Below are 15,288 nucleotides of genomic sequence, written 5' to 3'. Positions count from 1 at the left end.
CGGATGCCGGTGCTGGTAACCGGGGCAAGCGGTTTTCTCGGCGGGCATCTCGCCGAGTTTCTGGCGAAGCAGGGCGAAGAGGTCACCGTCCTGGCCCGCGCCAATGCCGATCTACGCCACCTCACCGGCTCGCGGATACGGGCAGTGCGGGGAAGCCTGACTGAAAGCAGCGCAGTGAAGGAGGCAGTTCGCGGCGCGACCTGCATCTTTCACTGCGCGGCCACTTCAACCGACTGGGCTCCGGTGGAAACTTATCTGGAAAGTAACGTTAAGGGCACAGAAACGTTGCTCCTGGCAGCGCGCGAATCACCCAGGCTCACGCGCTTTCTCCACGTCAGCACTACAGATGTTTATGGATACCCACAAGTTCCCTGCTCCGAGTCCGGGGCACTCAGCGACGTGGGATTGCCCTATAACAGGACTAAGATCCTGGCGGAAAAGGCTGTCTGGCAGGCGGGCCGCGAGAACGGATTGCCCGTGACGGTAATCCGCCCCGCGACCATCTATGGTCCCCGTGGAAAAGCCTTTGTGACCGACATCGCGGATTTCCTTCGCAAGGGCGAAATGGCATACGTCAACGGAGGGCGGGCGACGGGAGGATTTCTCTACGTCGATAACGCCGTGGACGCGATCGTAGCAGCGGCACAAAGCCCTGCGGCTCTCGGCAACGCGTACAACCTCACAGATGGCACCGGGGCAGACTGGAAGACCTATGTCACCGCGCTCGCTGGTGGACTGGGCTGCAAAGCGCCATGGATCAACCTGCCCTATGGGATAGCAATGGCAGTTGCTGGCGCGATGGAAGCTCCCTACCACTGGTTCAAATCACTGCCCGGGCGACCGATGCTGACCCGGCATGCGGTGTTCCTGCTTGGGCGGGATCAGGAGTATCCGAGCGAGAAGGCGCGGGCAGATTTCAGTTTCGCTCCGCGAGTATCGCTCGATGAGGGAGTGGCTCGGTCGGTGGCGTGGGTGAAGAGTCTCAGCTAGGGTATTGCCTTGAATGCCAGCACGGCATTCAGGCCGCCAAAAGCAAAGGAGTTTGAGAGGCAGGCCTCCACTGAGGCTGCGCGTGCGTGATTCGGGACAACGTCCAGGTCGCAGGCAGCGTCGGCGGTGAGAAAGTTGGCCGTCGGCGGGATCATGCCATGCTTGAGCGTCAGAACGCTGGCAACAGCTTCGAGAGCACCAGCCGCGCCGAGGGCATGGCCGTGCATGGATTTCGTGGAACTGACGGCGAGCCTGTCGGCCTGGTCATTAAAAGTGCAACGGATGGCCGCCGTTTCGATGCGGTCATTTGCCTCGGTCGCGGTTCCGTGGGCGTTGATGTAACCAATCTGCTCAGGAGCCAGACCGGCATCGCGAATCGCCAGCCGCATGGCACGCATGGGCCCCGTCGCCAAAGGCTGGGTGATGTGACTGGCGTCCGCCGACATGCCGAAGCCGACGATCTCAGCTATCGGCCGGGCTCCGCGAGCCAGTGCGGCATCAAGCGTCTCGAGCACCAGCATGGCAGCGCCTTCGCCCAGGACCATCCCGCTGCGTTCGGCGGAAAAAGGCCGGCAGGTGTCCTTGCTGATCACACGCATGGCTTCCCACGCTTTGAGTCCGCCAAGAAAGAAGGGCGCTTCGCTGCCGCCAGCGATGGCCATCGGAGCAGCACCGGAGCGGACCATCCAGAAAGCCTGACCGATAGCGTGGGTGGCAGAGGCGCAGGCCGTGGAAATGGTGTAGGCCGGGCCTTCAATGCCGAACTGCATGCAGATATGGCTGGTGCCGGCATTGCTCATGCTGAGCGGAATCGTCAGCGGCTGGACACGGGTTCTTCCGTTATGGAAGAGCTCCCAGTAGCCGCTTTCCTCAGCGGCCCTGCCGCCGAGGCAGGAACCGGTGATAACCGCTGTGGTTTCACGCAGATCAGGCGTCCACTCAATTCCCGAGTCAGTGACGGCTTCGCGCGCCGCGAGAACCGCAAGCTGCGAGAATCGCTCCATCAAGGCAATATCTTTCGCCTCGAAGTGTTCTTCGGGAACATAATCCCGGATCTCTGCACCGTTTTTGAAACGAATCTGCGAAGCATCGATGCCGAGAATCTCACGGATGCCAGACGTACCGGCGAGCAGGCTTCGCCAGAAGCTTGCCGTATTGCCGCCAAGGGCGCTGATGATGCCCGTTCCGGTGATGACTACGCGCGGCACGTTATTCAGCCGACGAAGAAGAAGACTTCGCCTCGACGAGGTGTGTAACGCCTTCAATCATCTCGTGGATATTCTGGACCTGCTTTGCTTGCTCATCATCGATCTCGATTTCAAACTCGCTCTCAAGGTCAAAAAGGATGTTGAGGCGATCGAGCGAGTCGATATTAAGCGACTCGAAACTGCTGTCAGGTCCGACACTTTCGATGGGGATGCGCTTCGATGTCGCGATAACTTTCAAAACTCGATCTTGGATCGTCTGGTTCGCCAATGTCTGGAATAATCCTTAGGGCAAGCAATAGGTGGAAAAAAAGTGCATCCACGTGAACAGATTAACGGGTTTATTCTACCCTGATTTTCGGGCTTCACGCGAAATAAGCGCAGGACGCAGCGCGGGTACCGGCTGAAGCGTTCATAATCATCGGAAAGACCGTCAATCATCCCGAGAGACACCCCGTAAACCCATATCTCTATTACAGTTATCGGGGATACACGTAGTTGGTTCAGAAAAAGTTGTGGGCATGCGTAGTGAAACTTACGCATGCCCACTTTAGCATCCAGTCGATCTAGAAAGTCAACCGTACCGCAGCCTGCATCTGGCGCTGCCCAACGTCAGAGGTGATCTGTCCGTAAGTGCTCGCACCTACGGTGACGTTCGGCGTGCTGAAGCGGACATGGTTGAGGGCGTTGAAAGCCTCGATCCTGAAGTTCAGGTTCGAACCCTCCCAGTGCGGAACCGGAAAGTTACGCTGCAGGCTGAGATCGAGGTTGTCCTGTCCGGGTCCCTTGATCGTTCCCACACGCATGTTGCCAAAGGTGTAGTTTGCAGGTTGCACCAGGCAGCCCGTGTTGAACCACTCCTGCTTGGTCTCCGGACGGTTGCCGTTCGGATCGCAGATCTGGTTGGGACGGGTCAACGTTCCGCTGTTGGCCGTATCCGTGCTCACTCCAGCGGTAAGCGGAGCGCCGGTCTGCCATTGATAGATGGGCGAGAGAACCCAGTTGCCGAGGGCAGCCGAGGCAATACGGTTGTCAGCAAGGAAAGGCTTGCCCTTGCCGAAAGGCGACTCGAAGGTGCCATCGAACGTGTAGCGGAAGCGGACATCGATGTCCGACGGACCCCAGTTCGCGGCGTGGTCGTAGGTGTTTTGGATAGTGTCGCCGTTTCCGCAGGTATCGCAAACGTCAAGCGCGTTGCCGGTGATGGCAAAAGCATGGCCGTAGGTGATCGAATTGCGGAACGAGATGCCGTTGTGGAAACGCTTTTCGTACTTGGCGGACATACCCTGGTATTGCGTGGCATTCCACTCGCCGATGCGGTCGATCGTGGACTGTGTCACGGCAGCAAGCGGACGACGGGACTGAACCGTGGTGGCGTTCAGCACAGTCGGCTGGTTGCCCTGCTCGCGCGCAACCAGGTGAACGCCGTGGTTGCCGACGTAGTTGATTTCCAGCAGCGTGTCCCATGGCAGCTTCTTTTCAACCGACAGGCTCCATTCCTGGACGTAGCCGTTCTTGAAGTGAGTGGGCCAGCTGACGAGGCCGCCAGTGTAGGTCGGAATCAGCTTGAAGTCCGCACCTGAAACCGGAGTGGGCTGCGGAATCACCGTCGTGGGATCCAGAGCGAAACCAGTCGCAGTGTGGATTCCATCGCTCGCATCGTTGATGGCTCCGTAGTTGTAGAACGGCGGGTTGCTGGTCAGGCGATCGGTAATGCCGAGGCCTTCGTCCTGTGCCCAGAAGATGCCAAACGAACCGCGAACCGTAAGGTCGTTCACATGCGGAACCTTATAGGCAAAGCCCAGGCGTGGAGCAATGTTGGTCTTGTCACCGTACATCAGGCCGCGAGGCAGGCGCGGATCGCCAGCCACGATGTACTGCAGGTAAAGCGGACCCGGATCCTGCACGAAGTTCGCCTGGTGGTTGTTGATCTCAATGAAGGGCGTCGAGTACTCGTAGCGAGCGCCGACATTGAGTGTCAGGTATTGCGTGGCCGTCCACTGGTCATTGACGTAGCCTGCGTAGTACTGGCCGCGCTCCGTGGTGGTGAGGGGAGTTCCGGTCGTTACCGAATTTGCATAGCCGAGCAGCAGATCGGCCAGTCCAGCGCCGCTGGAAGAGCGGGCATTCGGGTTCTGGGTGAAGGTGCCGGTAAAGCCGAGTGTACCGCGGCCGCCGAGCGCGGCCTCCGTCGTAGGACGAATCCACATCCACTCGCCGCCGAAGGAGACAAGGTGTTTGCCGTGAGTCCAGATCAGGTTCTCGGCCACGTCAAAGACGCCCGAGGTCTTCGCGAGAGGAGCGTTGCTGATGGCTTCGCTGCCGATGCCACCGAAGTTCTGCACGCTGATGCTCGGCATACCGGAGGTGATGGCATCTGCGAGCAGGCCGTTGATGATGGGATCGCGGGGCTTGATGCCGGCTCCGTTGTAATTCACGGTGGTCCAGGCAAAGCGCGTGTTGTTGATGAAGTTCGGCGTGAAGATCCGGGTATAGCCAACTCCGATGCCCTTGGCGATCGTGTTGGTGTTGCCGGGATCCTGAGCGGTAGGCAGGCCTACTCCATTAAACGTGGTCGTATTGCTCTGCGCGTAGCGGACAAAGAGGCTGTCCGTAGAAGTAAGGGTGTAGTCGATGCGGCCGATGCCGTTGTATTCGGTCGTGTCAGACGCGATATTCGAGGTGTAATACACAACGCCGGGGCCGGAATCGTTGGGCTGAGGGTATAGATTCACCAGCATCTGGCCGATAGGGTTGATTTCGTTGGACGGGACCTTGTTCCCTGCAAACTGGGTTCTTGTATAAGTTCCAGTTCCGGTCGGGGTGGTCGAGCCCGGGTCATAGATCGGAAGAACCTTTCCGCCTGCGGGCGCCGACGAAAAATCGCCGGTACGTTCGGCAGCCGTCGGCACGAGTCCGCGATTGAGCGAACCGCCATGGTTCGAGTTTTCTTCGAAGGCTCCGAAATAGAAGAGCTTGTCCTTCAGCACCGGGCCGCCGACCGATCCGCCGAACTGATTGCGCACCAGCGGGGCTTTCGCTGTCCCGACAGGCGTGAAGTAGTCCTTGGCGTTGGCGGCGCTGTTGCGCATGAACTCATACGCCGAGCCGTGGATCTTGTCGCTGCCGCTCTTGGTGATGGCGTTGAGAATGCCGCCAGCCGATGCGCCGAACTCAGCCGAGTAGTTGCTGGTCTGAATGGTGAATTCCTGCAATGCGTCGAGCGGCGGACGGATCATGTCACGCTGATCGTCATCGAGGCCACGCATGTAGTTAACATTGCGCGCGCCATCGAGCAGGAAAGCATTCTGAATGCCGTTGTTGCCGTAGGCAGTGAACGAGTTATCGCGGCCTGCGGCCTGGGGGACCGCACCGGGAATGAAGTTGGCAGCCTGAACATAGTTACGGCCGTTCAGCGGAATGTCGGTGACTTCCTTCTGCTCGATCACCTGCTGAATGGTTTGCGATTTCGCTTCCGTCAGCGGTGTCTCGCCGGTCACGGTTACGGATTCGGTCTCCGCACCGATCTCAAGCGCGAGATCGAGGCTGGCTGTAGCGCCAACCTGCACATCCACGGCATCACGATGCAGGCTCTTGAAGCCATTCATCACGACGTCGATGTTATAGCGCCCCGGAGGCACCAGCGGAATCGCCGCCACGCCCTGGGCATCGCTTGTTACCTGCCGCAAAACGGCGCCGGTATCGGTACCGGTGACCGTAATGGAGGCACCGGAGATGACCGCTCCGGTGTTGTCTTTTACCGAGACAGTGATCGACCCGGTTGAATTTTGAGCCAGGCAGGTAATTGCAGACACGAAGATCACGAGAATCGTGACTGCGAACCATCTTATGTTTAAAAACTTTGCTCTCTGCTCGTTCATTATCTTCTTTGCGGTTTCCCGCGGCCTCCAAAAAACACTCTCGTTGTTGCGTTACATTCCATCGCTCGTGGATCGCTGGCCGCAGTTTTCCTGGACCAGTGGATCGCCGAGCTCTACCTGCAGCTCGTGGAGCCGCGTCATCATCTTTGCCTTTACGTCTGCGTAGGATGGGTCGTTGATAAGATCGTTCATCTCCCAGGGATCCTTCTCGAGGTCGAACAGCTGATGACGATCGATCTGGATGTAGTAAATGAGCTTGTGTTGACGAGTGCGAACGCTGCGCTGCAGCACATTCAGCCAGCCAAACATCGCGTCGTAGAGCGGTGTTGTGTGTTCCTCGAATATCATCGGCGCGAGACTCGGAAACTCTACGTGTTTCGGCACTGGAATCCCCGCGATCTCACACGTCGTGGCGAACATCGAGTGCTGGTAGACCATCTCATCCACGCGTTTGCCTGCGGGAACGCGCGGCCCCTTCACCATGAGAGGCATGCGCATGCTGCACTCATACTGGTTCTGCTTGCCCATCAGTCCGTGCTCGCCAACCGCCAGGCCGTGATCGGCGGTGAAGATGACATACGTGTTGTCCGCCTGCCCCGAACGCTCGAGCGCATCGAGAATCCGTCCGACCTGCGCATCAAGGTGCGAGATGATCGCGTAGTATTCGCGCCGGTGGGTTCTGACATCGAACTCGGTTCGCGGAAACGGCGCCAGCAGTTCATCTCTCGTCCGGTGCTGACCCTGGTCGAACGGGTGCTCCGGCAGAAAGTTCGGCGGAATCTTGATCGAGTCGACCGGGTACATGTCGAGATATTTCTGCGGAGCCTGACGCGGATCGTGCGGCGCGTTAAAGCCCAGGTAGACAAAGAAAGGATCCTGCCCCGACCGGGCATGCTCTTCGAGGAAGTGGATCGTCGCATCCGCATAGACTTCGCTCGAGTGCCGCGTCTCGTCCGGACTCTTGCCCTCCCAAAGGTTCATATGGAGCCAGTGGCCCTTCAGGTTTTCGTCCGACGGGCTCCAGTTATTACCCGGAGCGGGGCGGTTGTACATATCGGGGGTCGAAGGCAGATAGCCGGGGCCTACATTGGCCTGCTCGGCAAATGACCGCTGCAGGGAGACGGCATCTAGGTGCCACTTACCTGAAACGAAGGTGCGATAGCCGTTCTCGCGCAGCGTCTGTCCCCACACCGGAATCTTCGCCGACTGGTCGCCGGGAATGGCCTTCTCAGCTTTGAAGGCGGTCAGCCCGGTGAGCAGCATCGTGCGGCTGGCGACGCAGATCGCGCCCGTCCATGAACCCTGGTGGAAACAATGAGTGAAGTGGCAGCCCTGACTCGCCAGGCGATCCAGGTTGGGGGTGTGGACCTCGGGATTATTGATGGAGCCGATCGTCCTGAACATCAGATCGTCGGCAATCATGAAAAGAAAATTGGGCTTCCCGCTGGCTTTGCCTGCGGAACCGGATGTCTTGACCGTGTTGAGCGCAAAGGCCTGTGCGCCGGCGAGCGCCCCGCCTGCCATACCTATGAAATTGCGGCGATTCATTACGACTCCCTGCTGGATTAGATCGGCGTTCTCTACTTACCCCATGATAGGGAAGGGCGGCAGTGGGACACTGGAGCCGCTCCGATGCGGAAGAATTGGCCTTTCCAAAAGCAAGGCGAATATAATTGGCCTACCTATCAAGTCGAACGCGAAATCAGGTGTTTCCGGCAGATGTCACGGTGTGACACTTGTTACATCCTCGTTTTATGTCTCGCCTCGATGCATGTCGTGGAGTGGTTTTGATTGAAGTAATCACATCCGGATCTCAGAACTCCATCCCTGATGAGGAGCTCCGCGGTAACCGCCGACAGGAGCTGGAGCGTGTTCTGTCCAGCCGCACATTCTCGAAATCGGCACGCCTGCGTTCCCTGCTGAAATACATTGGCGAGTGTTCCATCGAGGGCAGGCTCGATGAACTTTCGGAGCAGCAGATCGGCATCTCTGTCTTTGAAAGAAATCCCGGCTACAACTCCGCAGAGGATACGATCGTGCGCGTCACGGCGCGACACCTCCGTGAGCGGCTGGACCTCTATTACAGGGAAGAAGGTCTTTCAAGCTCCCTGCAGATCTCGGTTCCCAAGGGAAGCTACTCGGCCAGCTTCCGTCAATCGATGCCGGCACCAACGGTTCCCGCCGCGCTCATCGCCGCGCCAGAGATCCCTGAAGCGACGAAACCGCCTGTCGTTGGACAACCACGCAGCGCAGGCTGGCCGATGACCGCGCGCGCTGCCGTGGCAGCCTGTGCCGTACTGGCATTGCTGCTGCCAATCCTGGTTTACCTGATGGTTCGCCCCGGGCCGAATGTGTTTACCAGGAATCCGGCGGGGCCAACCATATTATGGAAAGCGCTTTTCACCTCCGGGCGAAAGACATTTCTCGTTCCGGGAGATGCGAGCCTCGACGCGTACGTCTCATGGGAACAGCGGAACGTTTCGCTGTACGACTACACGAATCAGAACTACCAGCACGACGTTTCCGCTTCTGTACCACCATCTAAAGTGGATGTCCCCCTGGGCGCCAGGTCGGTAACGCCAATGGCAGACCTTCGGCTTGTATCCGACCTGGTGCAGATCCCGGCCCAGATCGCTGAACCGCAAGGCTCCGCCTGGACTGAGATCTGCTACGCCCGCGACATGGTGGTGGCCAATACACATGACGCGAACCTGATCCTGATCGGATCGGCGACCTTCAATCCGTGGGTGACCCTGTACCAGCAGTCGCTCGATTTCCATGTTCAATGGAACTACAAGAACGGCGTCTACACGGTTACAAATAAGGCGCCGAAAGCCGGTGATTCGCCGGTTTACGAGTACGGCCACGGGGAAAAACCCCTGACTTTGATCGCCCTCACGGATAATTCGCAGGGGCAGGGTCGCGTCCTGCTAATCGAAGGGACATCGATGGGAACGACTTACGCGGCAGTCTCTTTCTTCAAGAATGAGCACCTGTGGAAGCCGGTAATCAGCGCGGCGACAGACCGGAGCGGAAAGCTTCACAACTTTGAAGTATTGCTCTCCAGTGATTTTGTTCGTGGCGGGGTGAGCAACACCCAGATCGTCTCGACCCACATTCACTGATTTCGCGGGTTTTCACCGTGAAAACTCGCGATTGACACCTCCACTGCGTCTAACCGGACCACAAGCTAACTGAAAACGACAGGCCCTGCATCCTCAAAGCATGCAGGGCCTGTCGTCATTCCGGCAGCACTACGAACCGGTGGTCAGCTGGATCTCTGCGCCAGTCCCGTTATCCGGCACCGTCACCCGCCAGGCATCGCAAGTTGGAGCATGCTCCACGGTCACGTTGTGTCCTGCGAATTGTGCAGCCGGCCGTTTGGGCAGGCCGTAGATCTCAAACTGCACCTCATGCCACCATGCCGGGAACTGCCCGCGGTGAGCGCTAAGGTGAATCGTCAATCCTCCCGCGGTGGCCGTGCAGGTTGCCTCCATCTTCAGATAACCGTCGTGCTCGAAGGCATAGGACTTGCCGTCGTCGTCATACAGAGCACCAGAGCAGGCATTGGCCGCGTCTGGATAGACGCGCAGGGTAAGCGGCCCGTTAGGCTTTTCATCCGTGCTCTGTACCAGCGGCTGCTCCGGAATGACGGAGCCGCCGCGAGCGTAGACAGGCAGGATCTCCAGAGTCGGCGTGATGGTCACATCCTTGCTGGCCGGGTTTTGCTTGTCGATGCGCACACCCGTCCAGTAGTCGTACCAGATGCCCTTCGGGAAGACCACTGCGTAGTCATCCGTTTCTTCGGGAAATTCCGGCGGAGCCACCAGCAGGTCGGGTCCGAAAAGAAACTCTGCCGGAGCATCGAGGTCGATCGGGTGGCCGTCGGTCGCATCTTCTGGAAACTCCATGAATAGAGGACGCACGACCGGCACGCCGGTCTGCGACATGGATTTTACCGTCGTGTAGAAATACGGCATCAGCTCATAGCGAGTCTCGACATACTTCCTGCGAATCGCTTCGTGGGCGCTGCCACCTTCCCAGGGCTCCTGCGGACGGCTGGTATCGGTGGTGTGATCGCGGTCGATAGTCTGGAACGCCCCGATCTCAAACCACTTGGTGAGCAGGTCCATCTGGGGCGAGCCGCGGAAGCCGCCGACATCTGCGCCAGCCATTGCAAAACCGCTCAGTCCAAGGTTTTCCAGCATTGGCGTTGTCAGCCGCAGGTGGTTCCAGGTGGAACTGTTGTCGCCCGTCCAGGTGGCCGCGTAGCGCTGGCCGCCTGCATAGCTTGCGCGCGTGAGCACGAATGGCCGCTCGTTGGGCCGCAGCTTGCGCAGGCCTTCATAGGTGCCTTCGGTCTGCAACATGCCTAGTACGTTATGGATCTCAAGATGATTCGTCACACGATCCTTGAAGCCCAGATCCTCATCGCCGCGAATGGCGTGCTGCGCATCGTCCGGCATCGTTTTGTTGGCAACATTGAAGACCGACGGCTCGTTCATGTCGTTCCAGAACCCGTCGATACCGTCCTTCACAAAATCGGTGTAGAGCGTGCCCCACCAGGCGCGCGTGTCCGCAACCGTGTAATCGGGGAAGACGGTATCACCCGGCCAGACCCAGCCGACAAAGTCCTTGCCGTCAGGCATCTTCACGAAGCGATTCTGCGCTTCGCCTTCGTCATACGGCTTGTATCCGGCATCCGGGAGCTTGGCGATATGAAGATCGGTAATCGCCACGACGTGGATATGCTCGTCCTTCAGCTGCTGAATCATCTGCTCGAACGAGGGAAACTGCTTGCGGTCCACAGTAAAAGGCCGATGGTTCTGCTGGTAGTCGATATCGAGATCGATTCCATCGGCAGGAAATTTGTCATCGCGCAGGCGCTTGGCGATCTCCATCACGCGAGACTCGGGAAAATAGGAGAAACGCGACTGCTGGTATCCCAGTGTCCACTTTGGCGGCATGGGAGTGGTGCCCGTCAACCAGGCGTATTCCCCGGCGACCTGCTTCGGATCAGGCCCATACATCAGGTAATAGTCGATCGGCCCGTTGACCGAGCCAAAGCTATACTCGTGCTCGCGCTCCTTGCCGAAGTCGAAGCTTGCCCGCCAAGTATTGTCGAAGAGCACGCCCAGAACATGCCCCGAACGCCAGGAGTAAAAGAAGGGAATGCTCTTATAGATCGGATCGGTCGATTCGGAGTATCCGATATCAGTATTCCAGTCGGCGAAGCTCATCCCCCTGCGATCGAGAGGGCCCGGCTTATCGCCCAGGCCGAAGAAGTGCTCGTCATCCGTCATCTTCATGTAGAGACGAAAATTGGTGTCATCGTAACGAACCGGCTCAGCCTGTTGTTGCAGGACTTTTCCATCGGAGTCGCGAACCGTGATGCGCATAGCCTCGTCGATCGATACCTCAAGCGATTTTGTCCGGAATCCGCGGGCTGTGGCTGTTACCGGGACGCGCGATGCGCGGCTATGAGGCAGCACGGCCCAGGAACTGTCTTCCGGGATCTTCGCTCCCTGCCACTCCCGCACCCGCAGTACGTCATCACGCAGCGCGTTCAATTCGATCGTTAAGTTATTGCCGGTTACCCGCACTCCATTCGGAGTGGCTTGAACGGCTTGAGCGTGTAAAGCCACTTGCATGGAAGGCAGAAAGACCGCAGCGAGAAACAATTTCACGGTTGAGCGAAAAAGCGATGACATGTCCCCATTCAAATGGGCTGCCAAGCCTGAGTCAAGCATCATTTATGTACTTTTTGCATATGAAATCGTGCGGTGCCGCACGGTTTCAACAGGTGCTTCCACATACATCTCTCGTGTACCGATACGGATTCTCATCTTGAAGAGCCGGCACGTACCATCTGACAGAGAAAGAAGGCATCGCGGACGCAGCAGAATGAAAATTTTAATAGTGGAAGACAACGCGGCCGTTCGCAGGCTCATTCGCAGGGCAACCGCCGAGATTGCCGAAGAGATTGTCGAACGCGAAGATGGTTCAGAGGCACTTGAGGCCTATGAATCGCATCGTCCTGACGTTGTCCTTATGGATATAAAAATGTCACGAACGGATGGATTGACCGCGACACGGCAAATTCTGAAGAAACATCCGCTGGCGCGCGTAGTCATCGTAACGGACTACAACGACGACGACCTGCGTGATGCGGCACGCGAGGCAGGAGCCTGTGCCTACGCATTGAAACACAATCTCACCGATCTGGAAGCGATTGTCGAGGCATGTGTGAAACGTTCCTAGCCATCAGGCTCGCCGGTTTGAGTCGGGATGAGGACTCTCAGTGTCGTTCCGTGACCGGGAGCGGAGGTCACGGTGAACTCTCCGCCGATCAGAGTGGCGCGCTCTGACATTCCTCGAAGACCAAGACCGTGACGCCCTGTCTTATTCGCATTGGCCGCTGTTTCGAATCCAACTCCGTTGTCCTCGACAGTCAGAATAGCCTGCTGCGCTGCACGAACGGCGCGAACGCTTACCGCGGTGGCCTCGGCGTATTTCACAATGTTGCTGAGTGCCTCCTGAACAATGCGGTACAGGTTAATCCTGTGCTCTTCGGGCAGCAGATCGTCGATATTCTCGATCTCTGCTGTCATCGGCACGCTGGAGGCAGAGGATACGTTTCTAACGAGAATTTCGATGGCCCGCGTCAATCCGAATCTGTCCAGGTGCACGGGGCGAAGGTCATAGGAGATCGTTCGCGTGTCCTCTATTGCAGCAAGTGCTTCGGAGCTTATCTCCTGAAGCGCACCCATTTCTTCCTGCTCAAGCTGCTTGCCACGGGACTGCAATGAAAGCTGGGCCACCGCGTTGATGACAACCAGGCGCTGCCCGAGACTGTCGTGCAATTCTCCGGCAATCCGCTTTCGCTCGTCCTCCTGCGAAGCGATCAGACTCTGCAGGAAGTTGAGCTTTTGTGCCTGTTCATATCTAAGGCGGCTCATACGCCTCTGCCAGAGCAGCGTAAGAATGGCGATCGCTCCGAATAGAACCAGGCATTCAAACCACAGGGTGCGGTAGAACGGCGCAAGCACGGTGACGGGAAGGCCTTCACCGACGGGACTCCAGATACCATTCCCGTGCTCGGAAGAAACCTGAAAGCGATAGACTCCTGGAGGAATGTGCGTGTAAAAGGCACTCCGTCGAAGCCCCGCATTCACCCAGTCGGTATCCAGCCCTTCCAGTCGATAACGAAAGCGAATCTGCTCGGGCTTATAAAAGCTAGGAGCCGTGTACTGAACTTCAAGACTGTCTTTCGACGGAGGAACTACCACAGGGGAAAGCACCGATACCGCGCGTTGGCCGACCAGCGCCGTTTCGATGACCACGGGCGAAGGCTGAAGATTGTCAGGTATCTGTGACGGACGAATGACCGCCGCGCCGTCCTGCGTGGCGAACCAAAGGGACCCGTCGCGGCTTCGCATTCCCGCTGGCGTGATGCCTCCATTGCACTCAAGATCGAGGAGACCATCCGCTTTGCCAAAGGCAGTGGATGAGATCGAGCTTCTGCTACCGTCTGCAAACTCTGCCAGTTCCCTTTTGCTCAGTCTGTAGATACCCATGTCACAACTGATCCAGAGGTAACCCTTCTGATCGTCGACAATCGCAAAAACTCCATCGTTGAAGAGCCCGTCGCGGGTGGTGTAGCGGGTGATCTTTCCATCTTTCAGCTTCATCAGACCACTATCGAATGTTCCAATCCAGAGCGTTCCATCTGTCTCTGCATATAAGGACCAGATGTCGTTACCGGATAATCCATCCTGCTGTGTCCAGTGATGAAATACCCCCTGATGGAATCGCGTCAGCCCTGCCGAGCTGCCGATCCAGATGTCTCCGTCTTTCGACTCGGTGATGACGTGCACGTCAGAAGCAGGCATACCATCGGCTTGCGTAAAAGTGTGAAGCTCACCTTGGCTCCAGCGAACCAGTCCGGAACGCATCCCAAACCAGAGATCTCCTTTGCTGTCCTCATGAATCGCCTGAACGACATCCGGAAGAACAGGAAACGGAGTGGGCAGAAAGCGGCCGTTATCGAATATCGTGAGTCCACCATGCGAACCGATCCAAAGCCGGCCGCTCGTGTCCTGGAAGATAGCAGTCACCAGGGTGCTGGGTAAGCCGTCCTTCATGGTGTAGTTGGTGAAGTGATCGTGGTCCCGCCGGCTCAGGCCGCCCTCCCACGCCCCGATCCACACAGCGCCGGAACGGTCCTGATAGATCGGGTACACGTTGCGGGAAGTCAAGCCCTGCTCGACGGTGTACACATCGATGGTGCTGCGTTGCAATCTGTAGAGACCATCGTTCGGAGTGCCGAGCCACAAGCTTCCCTGGCGATCGGTGAATGCTTTGTAGAATGCGACCTGCAGAGGCTTTCCGTCGAGATTCCCTTCAATCGACCTGAGCAAACCCGGGCCAACGTTCATGGACCAGTGCTGGCCGTTGGGACCTTGAAAGACTACATTATCTGTCTTCGGCAGTTCGAGCGATCGATCCGGCGCATCAATCGCCAGCCTTACATGTTCACCTGTTCCTGTCTCGATCCATACCACCTGATCCTGATCGACGGCCAGTTTGGCAATTCCTGTCCCGCGCAAACGCTCCGGCAAAGAATACGTGCGAAGGATACCGGCGCAGAATGTGTAGACATTGTTTTTGTCGTACGCTCCCATCCCTCCGGCATCCCAGGCAAGCAGGCTGTACTCACGGGAATTGAGCGATGGCACCGGATCAAAGCGATTCAACTCCTTGTCCCATTTCAAGATGGAGCCCTTTGAGAGAATCCATATCTCGCCATTGCTATCGCCTGTAATAGCGCCGATCGGAGTTTTAGGAAGCCCTTCGCTCACGCCATAGGCATGAAAGACTCCCGAACGGTAACGCAGCAGGCCACCATGCTCGGTTCGCAACCACAGATCGCCATTACTGCTGCTGTAGGAGCCGACGAAGCGGTTCGAGGTGATCTCCGGAGTGTTGCTTTTATTCAGAATCGTGAAGCGGACACCATCGAACCTGGCCAGCCCATCCATGGTTACGATCCAGAGATATCCATCCGGCGTCTGGGCCATCCCCTCTATCTCGTTCTGTGGCAGACCATTCTCTACCGTCCACCTGGCGAAGCTGAATTGTGCGGAGGCGATTCCCGGCTTCCAGATTCCCATAACTGCGAACAAACAGAGCCAGACACAGATCGGCCATCG

Annotated in this window: 9 protein-coding genes; 3 read left to right on the top strand and 6 right to left on the bottom strand. The window is 57.7% G+C overall.

Annotated elements, in window-relative coordinates; translation table 11 throughout:
• The first annotated feature begins 3 nt into the window (after positions 1-3).
• A complete protein-coding gene (locus tag LJD29_RS14225) occupies positions 4-990 on the top strand; it encodes an NAD-dependent epimerase/dehydratase family protein (protein WP_446742205.1) in 987 nt (328 codons plus the stop codon).
• On the opposite strand, the gene LJD29_RS14220 is transcribed toward LJD29_RS14225, so the two are convergent.
• The 4 genes from LJD29_RS14220 to LJD29_RS14205 all read right to left on the bottom strand — a co-directional run bounded on the left by LJD29_RS14220 (position 987) and on the right by LJD29_RS14205 (position 7,624).
• Positions 987-2,198: a beta-ketoacyl-[acyl-carrier-protein] synthase family protein gene (locus tag LJD29_RS14220; protein WP_446742204.1), complete on the bottom strand. Its 1,212-nt coding sequence runs from the start codon at positions 2,196-2,198 to the stop codon at positions 987-989. The genes LJD29_RS14225 and LJD29_RS14220 overlap by 4 nt on opposite strands.
• A 1-nt stretch (position 2,199) precedes the next feature.
• Complete coding sequence (locus LJD29_RS14215) at positions 2,200-2,436, bottom strand: acyl carrier protein (protein WP_446742203.1); 237 nt, start codon at positions 2,434-2,436, stop codon at positions 2,200-2,202.
• Positions 2,437-2,761: 325 nt separating this feature from the next.
• Positions 2,762-6,076, bottom strand: coding sequence for a TonB-dependent receptor (locus LJD29_RS14210; protein ID WP_446742202.1), 3,315 nt, complete (start codon positions 6,074-6,076; stop codon positions 2,762-2,764).
• Between the two features lie 51 nt (positions 6,077-6,127).
• On the bottom strand, positions 6,128-7,624 hold the full coding sequence (locus LJD29_RS14205) for a sulfatase family protein (RefSeq protein ID WP_446742201.1): 1,497 nt from the start codon (positions 7,622-7,624) through the stop codon (positions 6,128-6,130).
• A 239-nt stretch (positions 7,625-7,863) separates the two neighbouring features.
• On the opposite strand from LJD29_RS14205, the gene LJD29_RS14200 reads away from it, so the two are divergent.
• Positions 7,864-9,201, top strand: coding sequence for a hypothetical protein (locus LJD29_RS14200; RefSeq protein ID WP_446742200.1), 1,338 nt, complete (start codon positions 7,864-7,866; stop codon positions 9,199-9,201).
• Between the two features lie 129 nt (positions 9,202-9,330).
• Here LJD29_RS14200 and LJD29_RS14195 read toward each other — a convergent pair whose 3' ends face one another.
• A complete protein-coding gene (locus tag LJD29_RS14195) occupies positions 9,331-11,787 on the bottom strand; it encodes a glycoside hydrolase family 31 protein (protein WP_446742199.1) in 2,457 nt (818 codons plus the stop codon).
• A 193-nt stretch (positions 11,788-11,980) separates the two neighbouring features.
• On the opposite strand from LJD29_RS14195, the gene LJD29_RS14190 reads away from it, so the two are divergent.
• On the top strand, positions 11,981-12,337 hold the full coding sequence (locus LJD29_RS14190) for a response regulator transcription factor (protein ID WP_446742198.1): 357 nt from the start codon (positions 11,981-11,983) through the stop codon (positions 12,335-12,337).
• Here LJD29_RS14190 and LJD29_RS14185 read toward each other — a convergent pair.
• Entirely contained in the window at positions 12,334-15,249 is a 2,916-nt protein-coding gene (locus LJD29_RS14185) for a ligand-binding sensor domain-containing protein (protein ID WP_446742197.1), read from the bottom strand. The genes LJD29_RS14190 and LJD29_RS14185 overlap by 4 nt on opposite strands.
• Positions 15,250-15,288: the final 39 nt, after the last annotated feature.

This window comes from Silvibacterium acidisoli (assembly GCA_022870745.1).
Classification (GTDB): domain Bacteria; phylum Acidobacteriota; class Terriglobia; order Terriglobales; family Acidobacteriaceae; genus Silvibacterium.
Note: the sequence above shows the minus strand (reverse complement) of the source record. Positions and strands in the feature narration are given on the sequence as shown.

Bases quoted from the DNA above. Each gene is read 5' to 3' on its own strand.
- LJD29_RS14205 (WP_446742201.1), bottom strand. From the start codon at position 7,624: ATGAATCGCCGCAATTTCATAGGTATGGCAGGCGGGGCGCTCGCCGGC.
- LJD29_RS14195 (WP_446742199.1), bottom strand. From the start codon at position 11,787: ATGTCATCGCTTTTTCGCTCAACCGTGAAATTGTTTCTCGCTGCGGTC.
- LJD29_RS14225 (WP_446742205.1), top strand. From the start codon at position 4: ATGCCGGTGCTGGTAACCGGGGCAAGCGGTTTTCTCGGCGGGCATCTC.
- LJD29_RS14190 (WP_446742198.1), top strand. From the start codon at position 11,981: ATGAAAATTTTAATAGTGGAAGACAACGCGGCCGTTCGCAGGCTCATT.
- LJD29_RS14185 (WP_446742197.1), bottom strand. From the start codon at position 15,249: ATGGGAATCTGGAAGCCGGGAATCGCCTCCGCACAATTCAGCTTCGCC.
- LJD29_RS14210 (WP_446742202.1), bottom strand. From the start codon at position 6,076: ATGAACGAGCAGAGAGCAAAGTTTTTAAACATAAGATGGTTCGCAGTC.